The sequence below is a fragment of the Candidatus Uabimicrobium amorphum genome, assembly GCF_009002475.1.
Taxonomy (GTDB): Bacteria; Planctomycetota; Uabimicrobiia; order Uabimicrobiales; family Uabimicrobiaceae; genus Uabimicrobium; species Uabimicrobium amorphum.
Window position 1 is genome coordinate 3,118,416 of the sequence record NZ_AP019860.1, and the last position, 17,686, is coordinate 3,136,101.

The window sequence follows — 17,686 nt, forward strand, 5'->3', positions numbered from 1 at the left end:
AAATCTTCTCCTCTTAACTATGAAATTTGCCTATTGACTTTCTTCGTTTACCGAGATTTGATAATTTTCATCTGCAAACTTTCCCAATTCGTACAAAACTTCTCTCATGGTTTTATAGCGTTTTTCTCTATTTTTTTCCAGCATACGCATAATAACTGTTTCTAGTTTATGAGAAACATTTTTGTTGAATTGACGTATCTTAGGCACCTGGCCTTTGAGTTGCTTTTGCAAAATAGCCTTCTCACTTTTCCCTTGAACATGAGGCGTACCAGCGAAAGCTTCGTAAAAAGTGGCTCCTAGAGCGTAAATATCACACTGTCCATCAAGATTGTCTTTACGTACCTGCTCAGGTGCCATGTATAACGGTGTACCTTCACGCTTTTTGGGACGTAATTTTGAAAGAAAACTTATTTTTTCGGCGATGGAAAAATCAATTAATCGCGACTCGCCTTCGTTGTTCACCAAAATATTCTCAGGCTTTATGTCTTTATGAATTATATTTTGTTCATGTACATAATTCAGGGCCTTCGCCATTTGGATAAAAACCTTCATTCCCTTTTGGAATATAAGCGGGTTTTTATTGAGTATCCATGTTTTTAGAGTTTCACTTTCAAAATATTCCAGAGCGATTGCAGGACGCTTCGACTCCTTTATGACGGAGTCTACCTTGATAATGTTTGGATGATCAAGAGATGCCATGAGTTTGGCTTCATTTTGAAATAGCCTGCGAATACGTGAATTGTTACAACCACTTTGGTTAAGTACTTTAATCGCAACATGTTTTTTGTCTTTTATGCGAAGAGCATAATAAACTTCGGCAAATCCCCCACTTTTAATGGGGTTTTCGATTTTATATCCTGTGACAATGTAAGACATAATTTATATTACTCTCTAGTTTCAAATCCCAATTAGGGCTAGTCGTGACACGCCCTAGGGTAATCCTAACAAAATAGACAACAGCAAGGTTTCCACTACTGCAAATTATAACATGCAATACATCAATAGGCAATTTTCGTTTGTAATCCTTAAAAAATATTATTCCCACAAATTTACCTTGACACCGGTAAAAATTCGTTTACAATTGCGACTTTATAAGTCGTATTTTGAAAGAATAAAAATGCTAAAAATCTCTCGCAAAGTAGAATATGGGATTATAGCCTTAAAGTATCTACACTCACAAGACTCTTTGTGTAAATCAAAAGAAATTTCTAAAAAGTTTGGCATTCCTCCCGAAGTCATGGCAAAAATTCTTCAAGGTCTTGCCAAAGCGCAATTTATTCAGAGTATTCAAGGAGCCAAAGGTGGGTACAAATTAGTGCGCAGTCCTGCAGAAATAAGCATGAAGGATGTTATCGAAGTCATTGATGGCCCCATAGAAATTGTAGACTGTGTATTAGGTAAAGACCATTGTCCGCAATGCGGGGTGTGCAATATTCAAGGTCCTCTTTCTAATGTACAAGAGAAACTTTGCGAATTCTTTGGTGATATTACCCTGGTAGATCTTGTCAGATGAGAGAAAGGTAAAGTATGGGCATACCTATATCACAAATGTGGACTGTATCAACATACGTCCTCAAGCAAAAATTTATAAAACGAAACAAACATTACCCGCTCGTTTTAATGCTAGAACCATTATTTCGTTGTAACTTAAGTTGTGCTGGATGCGGTAAGATTCAATACCCTGGTCATATTCTCAAGAGACAATTATCTGTTGATGAGTGTGTTCAAGCTGTAGAAGAATGTGGTGCTCCTATCGTTAGTATACCAGGAGGAGAACCGCTTTTACATCCTGACATGCCGAAAATTGTTGAAGAACTAGTAAAACGTAGAAAGTACATATATCTGTGTACAAATGCCATTTTACTTGAGAAAAAAATTGAAGAGTACAAGCCAAGCAAATACTTAACGTTTTCAATTCACATGGACGGACTAGAAGAAGAGCATGACGAAGCGGTATGTCGTGATGGAATATACAAAAAAGCCATTGCTGGTATTAAAGTAGCTTTAGATAAAGGGTTTCGAGTCACAACAAATACTACGTTGTTTTTAGGAGCGAAACCAGACAGAACACGCATGTTTTTCGACGAGATGACCAAACTAGGTGTCGAAGGAATGATGCTTTCTCCTGGTTACAGTTACTCCAAAGCCCCTGACCAAGAAAGCTTTTTACAAAGAAAAGAAACCTATAAACTATTCCGTGAAATATTTCACAGTCCAAACAAAAGTTGGAAATTTAACCATTCGCCTTTATTCCTAGAGTTCTTAGCCGGTCATAGGCATTACGAGTGTACCCCATGGGGAAATCCAACCTACAACATATTTGGTTGGCAAAAACCATGTTATCTATTGCAAAAAGGCTACACAAAAACTTTTAAGGAACTTATCGACGAAACCAATTGGGACGAATATGGGCAAAAAAGTAATAACCCGGAATGTGCCAACTGCATGGTACATAGTGGACATGAAGCCACAACAGTAGACCATACATTTGGAACATTGGGTGGTTTCTTAGGAACCGTTCGCGCAACATTTCTCGGTCCGAAAATTCCCAAACCCGAAAGCCAAAAAATCCCAAGTGTGAGTGGAGGTAAGTAGAACAGTGGAAGTAAAACAAGGATACAGCGTCGCAAAAGACGACACAGAGTTTAGCAACTCGCTAGATAAGATAGTCGATTATCGTGGTGATTCTACCGTTTTTATGCAAGATGGGTCAACAGTGGAAGGCTATATATTTGACGTAGTGGCGGAAACTCTACATATCTACCCCATTGAAGGTGATAAAAAAGAAATTCCCCTTACCGAAGTCTCTAAAATAGAGGTCACCGGTAAAGATACCGCAGAAGGTAAAAGTTGGGAAGCCTGGGTGGCGAAAAAGAAAAAAGAAAAAGAACAGCAACAAAACGAGGAATAAAGGTTTTAAAAACTATTTTCAAAACATCCTCAAATAATAGTTGCTATACAAACAAAAATACATTATACATGTAATGCGTTTCTAAAGGGTAGTGCAGAAATTCTGCACTACCTTTGTCTTTCTAAAGCGAGCTTTTCACTTCTTACTCTCAATATTTATTGCCGTTTTAAATTTGGAAAATAATATGATTGACAGTACAAAAATAAGAGAAGATTTTCCCATTTTACATCAAAAAATCAATGGGAACCCTTTTGTCTACTTCGACAATGCGTCGACTTCTCAAAAACCCAAGGTTGTCGTAGAGGCAATCACAGACTACTACTATAGATATAACGCCAATGTACATAGAGGACTTTACAAAATAAGCGCAATGGCGACAGAAGCTTACGACAATGCCCGTAAAAAAGTAGCCGATTTCATAGGAGCCGCACCCCAAGAAGTAATTTTCACAAGTGGTACCACAGCTTCCATTAATTTAGTTGCCAATTCATGGGGACAAGAAAATTTAAAAGAAAACGATATCGTTGTATTGAGCGAAATGGAGCACCATAGCAATATTGTTCCGTGGCATCTTTTACAAAAACGCTTAGGCTTCAAAATACACTTTCTACAAGTAGATGAAGACGGTTCTTTGCAACTCGACGACCTAGCAGAAAAATGTAAAGGTGCAAAACTCGTTAGCATAACCCATGTTTCGAATACACTGGGCACCGTCAATCCAGTAGAAGAAATCGTCAAAACGGCTCATGCCAACGGCGCTAAAGTCCTCATTGACGGAGCGCAAGCCGTACCACATATGGCAATTGATGTCAAAAAAATAGGCTGTGACTTCTATGCCTTTTCCGGACACAAAATGTGCGGCCCCACTGGTGTCGGAATTTTATGGGGAAGAGAACAACTTCTTGAATCAATGCCTCCTTTTCTAGGTGGTGGTTCCATGATAGACGAAGTTCATCTAGACTATTCTACTTATGCTCAGTTGCCGAACAAATTCGAAGCAGGAACAATGAACATTGCACAAGCAATCGGACTTGGAGTTGCTGTAGATTACTTACAGGAAATTGGCTTAGATAACATTACGGCGCATGAACAGCAATTGACGGAAGTTGCGCTAGAAAAATTAAAATCTCTAGATGTACAAATCATTGGTAATGCGCAAAATCGCGTGGGAGTTATTTCATTTGCCATGAACAGAATTCATCCCCATGATATTTCGACAATTCTCGATCATGAGGGAGTTGCTATTCGCGCGGGACACCACTGTACACAACTACTCATGAGAAAGTTTGCTGTCCCTGCAACCACACGCGCAAGTTTTTACTTTTACAACACCATAGAAGAAATCGATCAATTCGTAAAAGGATTACAAAAAGTAAAGGAGATGTTTCGTCGTGTCTCTTAGAGAATTATATCAAGAAATAGTGATGGACCACTACAGTGACCCGCGTAACTTTGGAAAATTAGAAGACGCCGATTACCATGTACATGTGAACAATCCCTCTTGTGGAGACGCAATTGATCTTGAAGTCATCGTAAATAGTGGCAAGATAGAACAAGTGAAATTCGACGGGCACGGCTGTGTTTTAAGTCAGGCATCGGCCTCGATGATGACGGAAATCATCCAAGGAAAAGATCTTGCTGAAGTTCAAGAGATTGCTGATAGTTTCCGTTCTTTTATTACGGGAAAAGGCGAAGTAAAAATAGACCTGGAAGACCTAGAAATATTTGAAGGCGTCAAACAATTCCCCCTGCGGGTAAAGTGTGCTTGTCTAAGTTGGAGCGCTCTGCGTGAAATTTTGAAAAAGATGCAAGAGTAGTATAATCTATCCCAAACTTTAGACAACTGTTTCAATATTCGATAGAACTGGACTTTTCCTTGTGCTGCTCTAGTTCTAGGACCTTTATTTAGAGAATTTATATGGAAATAAAGTTAAAAAAAACGATAGAGAAAAACGTAGTGACTGTTTCTCTTACCAAAGAGGAACAATCTTATTTAGAGAAAAATAACAATGTGGCAACTCTCAAAATAGGTATTGGCAAACAAAAAGTACATCGACGTAGCTTTTTCCTCATCGTACGCAAAATAGTCAAATATGCCCGAGAGTATAACTTCAAGAAAATTGCCGTACAGCTAGAGGATTTGAACTTCAAACATCTAAAAATGGAACCTCTAGAGTGGTTGGAGATTATCGCTGCCAACATGCACATGGCTAATTTTGAATTTGTTGCCCACCGCACTGCGCCAAAATCAGGTTGGAATTTCGTTGAACAGGTACACTTAATTAGTAAAAGCATCACTAAAGCAATGCGTGACGGTGTCAAAAAAGGTACGCTTGCGGGGGAAGAAGTCAATGCATGTCGCGTGATGGTCAACACTCCAAGTAACTTTTTACGTCCAGAATCAATGGCAGCACAAGTAAAGAAGAAGTTTAAAGGTACCAAAGTCAAGGTAAAGGTATTAGAGTACGATGAGATTCTCAAACATAAAATGGGATGTCTCCTTGAAGTAGCAAGTGGTTCAGAGCAACATCCACAACTTATGGTACTCGAATATAACAACGGTGGTGACGAGGCTCCTATCGCTCTTTTAGGAAAAGCAGTAACATTCGATGCCGGTGGTCTATGCTTAAAACCAACACCTGCTCTTATCGAAATGCACATGGATATGGCCGGTGGGGCTGCGATGATTCACGCCATTGCTTTGGCAGAAAAAATGAAATTAAAGAAGAATATCGTCGCCGTTATTCCTTCTGTGGAAAACCTAATTTCCATGACCAACTATCGTCCGAATGACATTATTACCAGTATGTCGGGAACCACAGTCGAAATTCTAAATACCGATGCCGAAGGTCGCCTAATCCTCGCAGATAGTCTAACTTATGTACAAAAGTTTTACAAACCGCGTTGTATTATCGATGCAGCGACACTGACAGGTGGAGCTAGAATTGCCTTAGGTTTGAGAGCATCGGCTCTTTTTACCAACGAACCAAAGTTGGAAAAATTATTCCGCGACATGGGAGAAAAAACCGGTGAGTATGTATGGCCACTGCCACTGTGGGATGAATACAAAAAAGAACTCAAGGGAAACTATTCGGACATCGCGAACATTCCGACAACCCTAAACCCACGTTATGGAAGCCCTATTACCGCAGCGTGTTTTTTAAGCTATTTCGTCGAAAACGATTGTCCGTGGGTCCACTTAGATATCGCTCCACGTATGACAACGATGTCAGATGAAAATCTAGCACGCGGTGCTTCTGGAGAGCCAGTAAAACTATTGGCCAAAGTGTTAGAAGTGCTGTAAAACGCTATAGATCAACAACGCGTCATCCCTGTAAAAGTGCATACGTGTTAAGTTAAGATGTAAAACTCTTATGGTGTCATCCCTGCAAAAGCAGGGATCCAGCGTCTTATAAGACAACTTTATATTGCTGGTTTCCCGCTTACGCGGGAATGACACGGCTTTGTAAATTTTTACGAAGAAAGCTTTTACGGGATGACACTTACAAATAAAATAACCTAGCGCTTTACCAAAGAATAATTATCTTGCAAGTGCTTAAAATGGCCATAAAGATGAGATTTCGTCGGAAAATTCGTTGCCGAAATCAAAACCATAATAACCGCCGGAATCAAGTTCGCCCAATACGCACTATTCTCCGCCATAATCCCAAAAACAATTGCCAGTAAGCATGCCACTAAACCCAATAAAGCCGCACCTTCGAGAACAGCCATTTGCACAATGCGTGTGGTTCTAAATTGTGTCATAAAACTAGCAACGGGATCTTCACTTTCAAAAATTCCACGTAAAGTGTCTTCTTTGTAACGCAATTTGGGAAGCATGACAAAAAACATAATCGCCGAGAATGAAAGTACACCTGCCATAGCAGAGAGTATATTGAGAACATCAACATTATCATTCACCACTTCGTTCTCCATCATAAAGAACATTCCACCAATAACCCCACTAAATAAAATTACTCCCATTGTCAACGCAAATTGTAAAATCAGTATTGTCATGAGATCTTGCTGCTTTAATTTTTTGGAAAAGTCTTCAAATTCCACTTTCATATCCCCAAAAAAAAAGACGACACACTTGTAAGTGCATCATCTTTATTGTGTTTTTATTTACTTGAAAACGACGCGTACGCTAGAGTTGCCCTTTACTGGGGCCACTTTAACTTTTAACATATCCTCATCCATGAACCATCCATGAGTTGCCTTTTCGAACGATTCCTTATCAGTATATTCAGGCAAAACAGCTGTATTGCTCTCTATTTGCTGAATGGCATTTTTTTGCGTCATGCGAACAAGCCATGTGTAGCGTCTAGATTCAGAGCTTTGCGCTTGGAAACTAATCGACGACTTGTCTTGCATACTACTACGCAGTACAGTACCATCATAGAGTGTGAATTGTGAATTTTGCTGAGGAAACGCTCTAACAACTAGATGATCACGTTTCTGCTCCCAAGTAACAATATTAGGATCTGTAGCTGTTGTTAAGGTATCAATTGTTGGATCAGCCATTGGGATTAGACTACCATCTTTTACAAAAAGAGGTAAGGTATCTAGAGGAGCGTGAACTTCTATTTTCGCCGGACCATTATATTTTTTGCCGGTCCAGTAATCTACCCAAACACCTTGTGGAAGATAAACTTCGCGTTGCGTGTTATCTTGGTAGATAGGCGCCACAAGAAAGTTTTCACCAAATAGATATTGAAAACGCGCTTTGCAAGCTTCTACATCGTTAGGATATTCTAAAAACATCGGTCGCATAATAGGAAGACCTTTTTCGCTCGCTATTTTTGCGTAAGTGTAAAGGTATGGGAATAGATCCATGTGCAAACGCGCATATTTTTTGTAGATTTCGAGAGTTTCGCGATCGAATTGTTTAAAATCCCACGGCAAGTGATTTCCACCACCGCCTAGTTGCATCACCGGAGAAAATGCACCAAACTGCGCCCAACGAATTAAAGAATTCTTCGTAGGTGTTCCTTTGCGAAATCCTCCAATGTCCGGACCATAATATGGAAATCCCGACATGCTAGTACTAATTCCACCGGCAATTCCCGCAGGCAAGCCTCCGACAACACCTTTACCGTTGAAGCTAAAGTCATTGTCAAGGTCTCCAGGCCAAATACAAGGAGCGTTTACTTGGTCACCGAAAGCACCCGTACGGCAAATCAAAAAACCATCGCCGTCATATTTTTGCAACATTTCGTTAAAGGTACGATGGTAATTCATGCGATATTCACCAACATCTACCATTTTCTTTGTACCGTTGTAAAAACGAACACCAATAGAAGAAGAGGTAATACCGTCTTCAATCTCACCATAGTCTAACTTCCAACCGCTGACACCCATTGCCATGCACGAATCGATTTTCTTTTGCCACCATTTGCGAGCTTCAGGGTTAACAAAGTTCACAGGAGCACCCCATCCATTCGCCCAAGGCATGACAAAAGGCGTGTGGTTCTTATCCATATTGAGTAGATAACCATTTGCCATTGCTTCGCCAAACTCTGTCGCTTCGCTATTTAAAAATTCACTCGACCACAGTGCGACGCGATAGCCCTTGCCACGCATGTCTTTAATTAGATTTTGTATCTTAGGAAATTGTTCTTCATTGAATTTAAAATCGTTGTATTCGGTTTGCCAAGGATTGTCAATCCAAATAACGCTTCCTGGAATATCGTAACCGCGCATTTTTTCCATGTCATCGTAAACTTCATCGGCATGGTTATGTACGTTACGCCATTGGTGTGGAGCAAATACCCACTTCGGGTATAGCGGCGGCATTCCTACCATTTCCATGTATGACGTCATGGTTTTTTTGGGATCTTCATTTACGATAAAATAGAACTCAAGAGTATTGGTATCAAAAGTAAAACGCGCTAAATCTGCAAAAGAGGCGCCCATATCAAAATAACCACGGCGTCTAATCGGTGCAAAAACCCCATAGCCTTTGTTGCTAATATAAAAAGGTACGAGTAAGTGGGTCTTACTGTGCTCCGATTTACTTCCTGGTGCATATTCTGGCTGCATTCCACGAACATATCCCTTAGAATTGGCGGCGTTAAAATGCTCACCGAGCCCAAAGTAATGTTCATCTTCACTCGAATTGAACGTTTCGCTAAAGTTCCAAACCTGTTTTGTGTTTGATAGTGTTGCTTTAAGTAGAAAAATATTGTCAGCGGAAAAATTCACTGTTACTTGCATTGTGACAATACTTGGATCATCTACTTCTGTAGTACTACAGTTGATTTCAACACCATTGTCAATCTTTTTCCAATCAAGAACATCTTTAGCGTGAAAAGCTTCACCTTTATTAATCTTGGTTCCCAAGGCTTTTATACGCTTATCGCGACGTACGCGGTAAACCAAAGGACCAAAGGTGTGCTCATCCGTGTAGTATCCAAGAGGAGTATCAGGAGGCTCAGGCAAAGATCCACCTTTGCGAACTTCTCCCTCAGAAGCTAGAACAGCTCCACCACTATTCATTACACGTAAATGCCATGGATTTTTTGCAATGGAAATTTTTATAGCTGTTGTTTGAATAATTAGCTCATTACCATTGTCATATACATCGACATCAGTTGCGAATAGTGGTACGAATAGAAATAAAACCATGAAAATATAACGCATAATTATCTCTTCCTAATAAAACTCTGACGTTATAGTTTTATAAAGGCGTGTTGCAATAATTCATTTGCCAACACGTCTTTTGGTCTCTATCTGAAACCATGAGATATTATTAACAAAATGTATATTATCTCAAAAAACTATAATAACATAAATTACGATATGTCGGAAAATTTTTTTGCGTTTGTCACAAACTACTTGATAAATTCGGCGAATAGTGTTTAGTTATGGTTATAAATAGTTGCATCGTTGATATTGAAATCTAATGTACATTTAGCGCTTTCCAATAAGCCTCTTATCTTTTCATTTAAAGCTAGACATAGGAATAATAGTTATGCCATACCCTTCCGTAATTCGCATCTTTGCAACCACATTAGAAGTTGATTATGATAATCCTTGGCAATCAGATACACCTTCCAGTGGTACAGGTTCGGGTGTTGTTGTGGGCAACGGACAAATTTTAACGGGTGCCCATGTCGTTGCAAATTCGACATTTTTACAAGTACAAAAAACTTCCGACCCCAACAAGTTCACGGCACAAATTTTAAGTATCTGCCATGACGCGGATTTAGCTCTTTTGGAAGTCAAAGAGCCGCATTTTATGGATGGTATTGAAATCATGGAGATAGGAGAGTTGCCCTCATTACAAGACCGCGTGACCGTGGTAGGATATCCGATTGGTGGTCGAGAAATTTCAGTGACAGAAGGTGTTGTTTCGCGAATCGAAGTACAAAGATATAGTCATTCGCGACGCAATCTACTTGCGGTCACCGTTGACGCAGCAATCAATGAAGGAAACAGTGGTGGACCTGTTTTCAAGGAAGGCAAAATTATAGGTATTGCATTCCAAACTCTAAAATCTGCTGAAAATATAGGGGAGCTCGTACCACCAAATCTCATCAAACAATTTTTACAAAAATCTTTACCTGTGGTCAAAATTCCTCATCTTGGCATTCGTACACAAAATATGGAAAACCCCATGCTGCGCACGTATAAAAACTTAGCAGAGAACGACAGCGGCATTTTGGTGACCACTGTCGAATACGACGGTTCTACTTGGAAAAAACTGCAACGTGGAGATGTGCTTATCGAAATAGATGGCTATAAAATAGCCAACAATGGTACCATAAAATACCGCGATAAATATCGAACGACCTATGGTGTTGTCATGGGAGATTATTTTGTGGGAGACGAAATTCCACTAAAAATAATGCGCAACGGACAAACGATGGAATTACAAATTACTTTAAAAGAATGTAAACCGCTTGTACCGTTTTGGAACTATGATAACAACCCTTCGTATTTCATATATGGTGGTCTTGTTTTCCAAAAACTCTGTTTAGACTACATCGCAACGTGGAACAAGTGGTGGGACAAAGCACCTGTTGAATTTTTGGATCTATTTTATTATGGTGTACGCACAGCGCAACGTCACGAAGTCATCATTCTCACACAAGTACTTTCCGACGAGATCAATGTTGGTTATCAAAATATCTACAACGAAGTCGTCGAGACAGTAAATGATCATTCTCCACAAAACATAGAAGATTTCGTACGTGTCTTAAAAAATACAGACACCACAGTGACCATAAAAACAGTGAGTGGTCGTATCATCATCTACGATGTCAAACAAGTACAACAAGCAAACGAACGCATTGTACAAAATTACAACATAAAAAGTGATCGTTCTGCCGACCTTTTGTATTCGTAACTTTGGGATATATAAAAAGTAACTTTATTTTCAGGATAGAATATGATAGGAAAAAACTTTAAGGGCTTTGAAATAGTCAAATTATTGGGCAAAGGTGGTACAGGAGACGTATACTTAGCAAAACAACAGCCGTTAGGACGTTTAGTCGCTCTAAAAGTTACTCCTACATCGCATCCTACTCTCAAGTTGGACCCACAAAAACCTCTTGGTGAAGCTAAAATATTGGCGGCCTTACAACACCCAAATATCGTCAGTATATATGATGTCGGACAAGAAGAAGATTTTCACTATATTGCTATCGAATATATCTCCAAAGGATCGTTAAAACAAAAAGTGGATCACGACGGTTTGTCTGAAATGCAAGCATGGGCCATTGCTCTTCAGATTTGCCAAGCTCTCCAAGCAGCTCTACAGGAAGGTATTGTTCACAACGATATTAAACCAGAAAATATTTTAATGGTACGGGGAGATTTTATCAAATTGACCGACTTCGGAATTTCTGAAGTATTGGCAAATAAGAGAGAGAGTGAGGTAATTCTGGGGACTCCTGGCTACATTAGTCCAGAAAAATACACGGGAGAAAGTGCCGATTTTCGCGCGGATATATATTCCCTAGGGGTTACCATGTACTACATCCTTACAGGAGAGCACGTTTTTGTCGGAGAAAGTCCAGAAGATATACAACAAAAACATCAAAACTCTCTCATAAAACCTCCAACAATGCACAACCCAAGCGTTAGCTACACAAGTAGTATCATTCTGGGAAAAATGTTACAAAAAAATCCTGAAGATCGCTACCAATCCTATGGTGATTTAATGTTAGACATTCGTTGTTTACTAGAAATGAAATCCGCTAAATTTGCCACAAAAAACGCAGCTTACAACATCTTTCTGGATGCCAGAAACCACGTTAGTAACAAAAAGATGAAAATTTCACAAAAACTCAAGGTATTTACCGAGTCGATGTTGCATCAACTCGACCTCGACGACGATACGGATATTGTTATTGTGGGTGAGTGGCCTGTTGAACACATCCGCAAGACATTCTACCATTTTTCACGCGTACATTTTATGGGTAGCATTGCCGAGTTAAAACTATATCTAGAGCGTCGCAAAGCCATTGTCATTTTAGACTGTGATTACCTAGAAAATAAAACGGTGGAATTTTGTTCGGTAATGGCCAACAACCATCCGCAAAGTTTTTCTTTACTACTAACAAAAAATATTTCGGGAAAGTTGCAAGACTGTATACAAGTCGTTCCTTACGAAGACTTATCTGAAAAACTCAATCAATTAGTAACAACACAAACATTATCGACAGCAGTACAAGTAGATGTTGACATGGTACTCAGTTTAGCACAGAGCAAATACTGGACTTTTGCGATAGAAATTTACAACGACAGCTTACTAGCAAAAGTATTTATTGAAAACGGACATATTGCCAAAATAGACAGCGAACAAACAATCGCAATGGATGCTCTAACCAAAAAAGGCAATACCTGGAAAATATCCGGACACCTCATTTAAAGGGGAAGCAATGGCGGTTCACTATCGTACTTGTAATTTGTGTGAAGCAATGTGCGGCTTAGAAATCCACACCAATAACGATCAAATAGAACGTATTTGTGGTGACAAGAAAGATCCATTTAGTCAAGGGTATCTTTGCCCGAAAGGAGTAGCTCTCCAAGACGTATACGAGGACAAAGACCGTCTAAAAGAACCCGTGAAACGCACAAGAAATGGCTGGCAAAAAATTACTTGGTCACAAGCTTACAAAGAAGTGACACAAAATATAAAAGAAATCCAAAAAAAACATGGCAACGACGCCATTGCGTTGTATCTGGGTAACCCAGTGGTACACAACCACGGATCTATTTTTGGCTTGCTGTTTGCCAAAAGCCTACATACAAAAAATCGCTATTCCGCTTCCACAGTAGACCAAGTCCCTCACCACTTAATTGCGCTCAAGATGTTCGGTAATGCCTTACTTCTACCTGTACCTGATGTTGATCGCACAGATTTTTTCCTCATCATGGGCGCAAACCCAGCGGTTTCAAATGGTAGCTTGATGTCTGCCCCGAACATTGCAAAACGCATAAAGAATATTCAAAAACGTGGTGGCAAAGTAGTTGTTATTGACCCCATGCGCACCCGTACGGCCGAACTTGCCGACGAACATCATTTTATACGGCCAGGTAGCGACGTATTTTTATTGCTTGCAATGTTGAATGTTGTATTTAGCAACAACTGGGACTGTATTGACTCTTTGCCCAAATACTATAAAAATGCTCACGTTTTACACGATGTTGTTGCAGAGTACACGCCCGAAAAAGTACAAGAAATCACCGGCATATCTGCGCAAAATATTCAACAGCTAACAACAGAATTTTGTCAAGCACGGTCCGCCGTCTGCTACGGACGTCTAGGTGTTTCTGTACAAGAATTTGGGACCACAACCCAGTGGCTAATTACCGCCCTAAATATTGTAACAAATAATTTTGATCAACCAGGAGGAGCAATGTTTTCAAAGCCCGCATTTGATATGGTTGATATTTCTCAAAAATCAGGCGACGGGCAGTTTGCTTCGTGGAAGAGTCGCGTGCGCAATCTACCAGAATTTAATGGGGAAACCCCGGTGGCCACCCTAGCCGATGAAATACTTACTCCGGGTGAAGGACAAGTAAAAGCGCTCTTTACTGTTGCTGGAAACCCTGTTCTATCTACTCCCAATGGTGAAAAACTCGACAAAGCAATCGCACAACTTGACTATGTGGTTGCCGTTGATTTTTATATAAATGCCACCACCCGTCATGCAAATATCATTCTGCCTCCCACTCATACACTAGAACACGATCATTACGATTTTGTGTTTTTATTACTCGCGGTTCGCAACTTTGTCAAATATTCCCCCACCGTATTCCCTCCCCCTAAATACATGCGTCATGATTGGCAAATTTTTCGCGAATTGCACATACGAATGGTAAACCGCGGCCTCAGTGGCAAGATAAAATCCCTACTACTACGTGCCATGTATACACTCATAAATCCATTAAGAATTATCGCGCTAGGACTACGTTTCGGCCCCTATGGAAAGTTAGTTGGTGGACTTTCCCTTCGCAAAGTTAAAAAAAGTGTTCATGGCATAGATTTGGGCGCGCTAGAAGCGTGTTTACCACAAAGATTAATGACCAAAGATAAAAAAGTAGATGTCGCACCACAACTTTTCGTCGAGGATGAAAAGCGCATTGCGAGCAAAATACACGATCACACTAGCAGTAAATTTATGCTAATTGGCCGTCGTAATTTACGCAGTAATAACTCATGGATGCACAATAGTAAACGCCTAGTAAAAGGACCGAACCGTTGCACAATGTGGATCAATAGTTGCGACGCACATGATTTAAATATTCAAAACGGAGATTTTGTTGTGGTAACCTCGCGCGTAGGTGAAATAAAAATAGAGGTCGAAATCCACGACAAGGTCATGCCTGGAGTTGTTAGCATACCTCATGGATGGGGGCACGGTCGCAAAGGTGTACAATTGGAAACAGCGCAACAACACGCGGGGGTGAGTATTAACGACCTAACAGACGAGTTGTACATTGATACAGTAAGTGGTAATGCCGCTCTCAATGGTGTCCCTGTCGAGATCTCTCCTGTGAAATAATCGTAACCGTAGCCGTAGCCGTAACCGTAGCCGTAATCGTAGCCGTAATCGTAGCCGTAATCGTCACCGTGACCGTGACCGTGACCGTAACCAAAATTTGAATACTACGATTACAATTCACGGTATCCGACAATTGTAAAAAGGGCAAAACAATGAATAACAAACGCAAAAAATGGTTCAAAATAATACTCGTCATGTCCCCACTATTCTTACTAGTTTTTACCGAGTTAGCCCTTAGGTTTTATATGTATGCCATGTATTCTGTACCTGGGAAGAATTACGGTTTGTGGCGTTATGATGAAACACTAGGTGCACAACACCAAGAAAACGGTTACAACACTCTAACCCAAACCAACGATCATGGATTTCGCAATCGTGAAGACGTGATAAAGCCCAAACCGAAAAATGCTCTTAGGTTTATTGCCTATGGGGGTTCAACAACATTTTGCTACAACCTATCCGATGAAAAAACATGGCCACAACAACTGCAAAAAATACTGCGCGAAAAGCACCATCGACAAAACCAAGTTCTAAACGCCGGGGCCATATCTTGGTCATTAGGGCATGCTTTTGCAAGGGCCCAAAAAGAGATTCCGCAACTACAGCCCGATTTTGTGATTATATACTCGGGAATAAACGAGGAAACAAATGCCACAACACTCGCTGCTGCGGGAATAGATCTATCATCTCATGTCCACTCAAAAAAGTACGGCCTTTTTTCAAAAAATCTCGATCAGAATCGTTGGGCTAAGAGAAATTTAGTTATCGTAAGACTTTTAGATTATCGAATCAAGAAGCTCTTCAAGAAGCCCTCCCCAAAAAAGGTATCAACAAAAATTTTAGAAAATCCACTTCCGCATGTATTGGAGAACTACCTTCAAGTTCTCCAAAATTTTATTCGCCTTGTCAATCAATATAATGGCAAAGTTATTTTTGTGTCCCAAGCATGCGGAAAAAAAGAACGCAAGCGTCTTACTTTGTACTCGACTCAGGGGCTAAAAGCTGCCAAAAAGTTAGGGTGCACGGTTATAAATGCGCAATTATTTGTCGATGAATATCGCGGAAACAAAATGGATCTATTTTACCACACAGGAGTTCATTACTCCGCGCAAGGAGCAACTAAACTCGCCCATTATATTTTCACTCGCATAAAAAATGAGCTATAAACGATCAGTGAACAACCATGCTATACAAAAAACAAAACTTAGAATATATTGAAAACAACCATTCATACCAAGGCTGTGCTTTTTATTTACAACAACATGTCACTAATTTAGAAAATTGTTGTTTTGAAAACTGTACATTTCGCAACGACCACACGGTCTTTATGAACGTATACAATTGTCAATTTACCAATTGCAATTTCAATGCTCTTCGCCTTAAAAGTCGCATGTACGATGTGGAATTCAACGGTGGTTATATTGCCATACTAGACCTCAGTGAAGCATTTGCTACGGATCGTGAATTGCAAAACATTGGGCAACTCGCCAACGTACATCATCTGGTTTTGAGTAATGCTTCCTTCGACAATCGCCGTCTACAACATATTAGTTCCCTGCACTCACTACGTCATCTAGATTTATCTTTCTCTTCCGTAGGAGACTTGGGTCTACAACACCTTTTGCCTCTCGCACGGCTGGAGAATTTAAATCTAACCTACACAACCATTACCAATAGTGGATTACGTACCGTTGCCAAAATGGACACTTTGCAACATTTATCCTTGGCACAAACGCGAATTAACGATGCAGGCCTCAAATACTTGTTGCCACTTTCCCATCTACATACACTCGATTTACAAGAAACAAATATTAGTAACTTCGCCTGGGAACATCTAGTATCTCTTACAAATTTACGCAATCTAAATTTACAAAAAGTCAATATAGATAATTTACAACCCATAGTCGACTTACAACAACTGCGACATTTAAACTTGGCATACACGAAGGTCGGTGACGCGCAAGTGGAATATTTAGCACAACTTCCCTACCTTGAGTTGCTAAACCTCAACAATACCAACATTACACACGATAGCCTGCGCACATTGATCAACAGTACGCCGCCGCAATGTACAATTCACGCATTTCTCACCGAATTTTAAATGATCGTTTGAGGAAATTACCCGTTCTTTACTCAAAAACGATTCAGTGATTCAAAGCCAAACAAACGCAATAAGTCACTGAAATCACTGGCGTTTTTGTTCATTTCTAGCAAACAAAAGCCATACTCCACCGCCAACTGTTGAATTTTCTGATCGAAAAGTAGCACCCACTCTAATTCTTTTTCTTTAATTTTTTGCGATTGCGTGTCGCAAATACCGCGTTCAAAAATAACTTTACGTATACTTTCGGAACAGCTTTTTTTCACAAATACCGTTTTGACATTTGTCCTTTCCGAGAAACTACGATGAACAAGATGTGGTAAAACATTAACCCCTTCGACAACAAAACCATCTGTCCAGGTATAGTCATTCTCAATAAAATCTACTATTCCCGGCCAAGCACACTCACCTTGTTCTATTTCCATTTGTACTATTTGTTGCGGGGAAAACTCCGAAAAAAAACGCTCTAAATCGTAATCTTTCGGGGGGAAAAGTTTTGGTAACTCCTCGTATTTTGTCGCGCGACGTATAATATCGCGTATCTGGTCTGTTGAAATCCATGGAATCCCCAAATACTGCGACAACATTTGTGCAAGCGTTGATTTTCCTAAGGTAGGAGCACCTCCTATAAAATATATTTGCCTATGATTCATGTTG

15 protein-coding genes are annotated in these 17,686 nt (G+C 40.0%); 11 read left to right on the forward strand and 4 right to left on the reverse strand.

Annotation, left to right across the window (positions count from 1 at the left end; all coding sequences use genetic code 11):
• Window positions 1–30 precede the first annotated feature (30 nt).
• Window positions 31–876, reverse strand: a complete 846-nt coding sequence (locus UABAM_RS11095; protein ID WP_151968072.1) for a serine/threonine-protein kinase — start codon at window positions 874–876, stop codon at window positions 31–33.
• Window positions 877–1,117: 241 nt separating this feature from the next.
• On the opposite strand from UABAM_RS11095, the gene UABAM_RS11100 reads away from it, so the two are divergent.
• The 6 genes from UABAM_RS11100 (at window position 1,118) to UABAM_RS11125 (ending at window position 6,215) form a co-directional block, all read left to right on the forward strand.
• Entirely contained in the window at window positions 1,118–1,513 is a 396-nt protein-coding gene (locus tag UABAM_RS11100; RefSeq protein WP_173013247.1) for an RrF2 family transcriptional regulator, read from the forward strand.
• Between the two features lie 14 nt (window positions 1,514–1,527).
• Window positions 1,528–2,595, forward strand: coding sequence for an adenosyl-hopene transferase HpnH (hpnH, locus tag UABAM_RS11105; RefSeq protein ID WP_151968074.1), 1,068 nt, complete (start codon window positions 1,528–1,530; stop codon window positions 2,593–2,595).
• 4 nt (window positions 2,596–2,599) lie between these two features.
• Entirely contained in the window at window positions 2,600–2,911 is a 312-nt protein-coding gene (locus tag UABAM_RS11110; protein WP_151968075.1) for a hypothetical protein, read from the forward strand.
• 184 nt (window positions 2,912–3,095) lie between these two features.
• Entirely contained in the window at window positions 3,096–4,313 is a 1,218-nt protein-coding gene (locus UABAM_RS11115) for a cysteine desulfurase (RefSeq protein WP_261343981.1), read from the forward strand.
• Complete coding sequence (gene sufU / locus UABAM_RS11120; RefSeq protein ID WP_229759388.1) at window positions 4,303–4,728, forward strand: Fe-S cluster assembly sulfur transfer protein SufU; 426 nt, start codon at window positions 4,303–4,305, stop codon at window positions 4,726–4,728. The genes UABAM_RS11115 and sufU overlap by 11 nt, the downstream gene beginning before the upstream one ends.
• Window positions 4,729–4,829: 101 nt before the next feature.
• Window positions 4,830–6,215, forward strand: coding sequence for a leucyl aminopeptidase family protein (locus tag UABAM_RS11125; protein ID WP_151968076.1), 1,386 nt, complete (start codon window positions 4,830–4,832; stop codon window positions 6,213–6,215).
• Between the two features lie 215 nt (window positions 6,216–6,430).
• On the opposite strand, the gene UABAM_RS11130 is transcribed toward UABAM_RS11125, so the two are convergent.
• Together UABAM_RS11130 and UABAM_RS11135 are read right to left on the reverse strand one after the other, a co-directional pair.
• Window positions 6,431–6,973 (reverse strand): hypothetical protein, encoded by a 543-nt coding sequence (locus UABAM_RS11130; protein ID WP_151968077.1) that lies wholly within the window; start codon window positions 6,971–6,973, stop codon window positions 6,431–6,433.
• Between the two features lie 63 nt (window positions 6,974–7,036).
• Window positions 7,037–9,553, reverse strand: a complete 2,517-nt coding sequence (locus tag UABAM_RS11135) for a TIM-barrel domain-containing protein (RefSeq protein ID WP_151968078.1) — start codon at window positions 9,551–9,553, stop codon at window positions 7,037–7,039.
• A 331-nt stretch (window positions 9,554–9,884) separates the two neighbouring features.
• On the opposite strand from UABAM_RS11135, the gene UABAM_RS11140 reads away from it, so the two are divergent.
• The 5 genes from UABAM_RS11140 (at window position 9,885) to UABAM_RS11165 (ending at window position 17,029) form a co-directional block, all read left to right on the forward strand.
• On the forward strand, window positions 9,885–11,261 hold the full coding sequence (locus UABAM_RS11140; RefSeq protein ID WP_151968079.1) for a S1C family serine protease: 1,377 nt from the start codon (window positions 9,885–9,887) through the stop codon (window positions 11,259–11,261).
• Window positions 11,262–11,303: 42 nt separating this feature from the next.
• Window positions 11,304–12,788: a serine/threonine protein kinase gene (locus UABAM_RS11145; RefSeq protein ID WP_151968080.1), complete on the forward strand. Its 1,485-nt coding sequence runs from the start codon at window positions 11,304–11,306 to the stop codon at window positions 12,786–12,788.
• A 10-nt stretch (window positions 12,789–12,798) separates the two neighbouring features.
• Window positions 12,799–14,928 carry a molybdopterin oxidoreductase family protein gene (locus UABAM_RS11150; RefSeq protein WP_151968081.1) on the forward strand — a complete coding sequence of 710 codons (2,130 nt, stop codon included), beginning with the start codon at window positions 12,799–12,801 and terminating at the stop codon, window positions 14,926–14,928.
• A gap of 152 nt (window positions 14,929–15,080) precedes the next feature.
• A complete protein-coding gene (locus tag UABAM_RS11160; RefSeq protein WP_151968082.1) occupies window positions 15,081–16,094 on the forward strand; it encodes an SGNH/GDSL hydrolase family protein in 1,014 nt (337 codons plus the stop codon).
• 17 nt (window positions 16,095–16,111) lie between these two features.
• The gene (locus tag UABAM_RS11165; RefSeq protein ID WP_151968083.1) at window positions 16,112–17,029 is read left to right on the forward strand and encodes a leucine-rich repeat domain-containing protein; all 918 of its coding nucleotides are present in this window, start codon (window positions 16,112–16,114) and stop codon (window positions 17,027–17,029) included.
• A 32-nt stretch (window positions 17,030–17,061) separates the two neighbouring features.
• Here UABAM_RS11165 and UABAM_RS11170 read toward each other — a convergent pair whose 3' ends face one another.
• The gene (locus UABAM_RS11170; protein ID WP_151968084.1) at window positions 17,062–17,682 is read right to left on the reverse strand and encodes a hypothetical protein; all 621 of its coding nucleotides are present in this window, start codon (window positions 17,680–17,682) and stop codon (window positions 17,062–17,064) included.
• Between the last annotated feature and the right edge of the window lie 4 nt (window positions 17,683–17,686).

What these genes read in the sequence shown, in the direction of transcription:
- UABAM_RS11125 (WP_151968076.1), top strand. Translation starts at nt 4,830, where the DNA reads ATGGAAATAAAGTTAAAAAAAACGATAGAGAAAAACGTAGTGACTGTT.
- UABAM_RS11115 (WP_261343981.1), top strand. Translation starts at nt 3,096, where the DNA reads ATGATTGACAGTACAAAAATAAGAGAAGATTTTCCCATTTTACATCAA.
- UABAM_RS11095 (WP_151968072.1), bottom strand. Translation starts at nt 876, where the DNA reads ATGTCTTACATTGTCACAGGATATAAAATCGAAAACCCCATTAAAAGT.
- UABAM_RS11160 (WP_151968082.1), top strand. Translation starts at nt 15,081, where the DNA reads ATGAATAACAAACGCAAAAAATGGTTCAAAATAATACTCGTCATGTCC.
- UABAM_RS11100 (WP_173013247.1), top strand. Translation starts at nt 1,118, where the DNA reads ATGCTAAAAATCTCTCGCAAAGTAGAATATGGGATTATAGCCTTAAAG.
- UABAM_RS11165 (WP_151968083.1), top strand. Translation starts at nt 16,112, where the DNA reads ATGCTATACAAAAAACAAAACTTAGAATATATTGAAAACAACCATTCA.
- UABAM_RS11150 (WP_151968081.1), top strand. Translation starts at nt 12,799, where the DNA reads ATGGCGGTTCACTATCGTACTTGTAATTTGTGTGAAGCAATGTGCGGC.
- hpnH (WP_151968074.1), top strand. Translation starts at nt 1,528, where the DNA reads ATGGGCATACCTATATCACAAATGTGGACTGTATCAACATACGTCCTC.
- UABAM_RS11145 (WP_151968080.1), top strand. Translation starts at nt 11,304, where the DNA reads ATGATAGGAAAAAACTTTAAGGGCTTTGAAATAGTCAAATTATTGGGC.
- UABAM_RS11170 (WP_151968084.1), bottom strand. Translation starts at nt 17,682, where the DNA reads ATGAATCATAGGCAAATATATTTTATAGGAGGTGCTCCTACCTTAGGA.
- UABAM_RS11140 (WP_151968079.1), top strand. Translation starts at nt 9,885, where the DNA reads ATGCCATACCCTTCCGTAATTCGCATCTTTGCAACCACATTAGAAGTT.
- UABAM_RS11135 (WP_151968078.1), bottom strand. Translation starts at nt 9,553, where the DNA reads ATGCGTTATATTTTCATGGTTTTATTTCTATTCGTACCACTATTCGCA.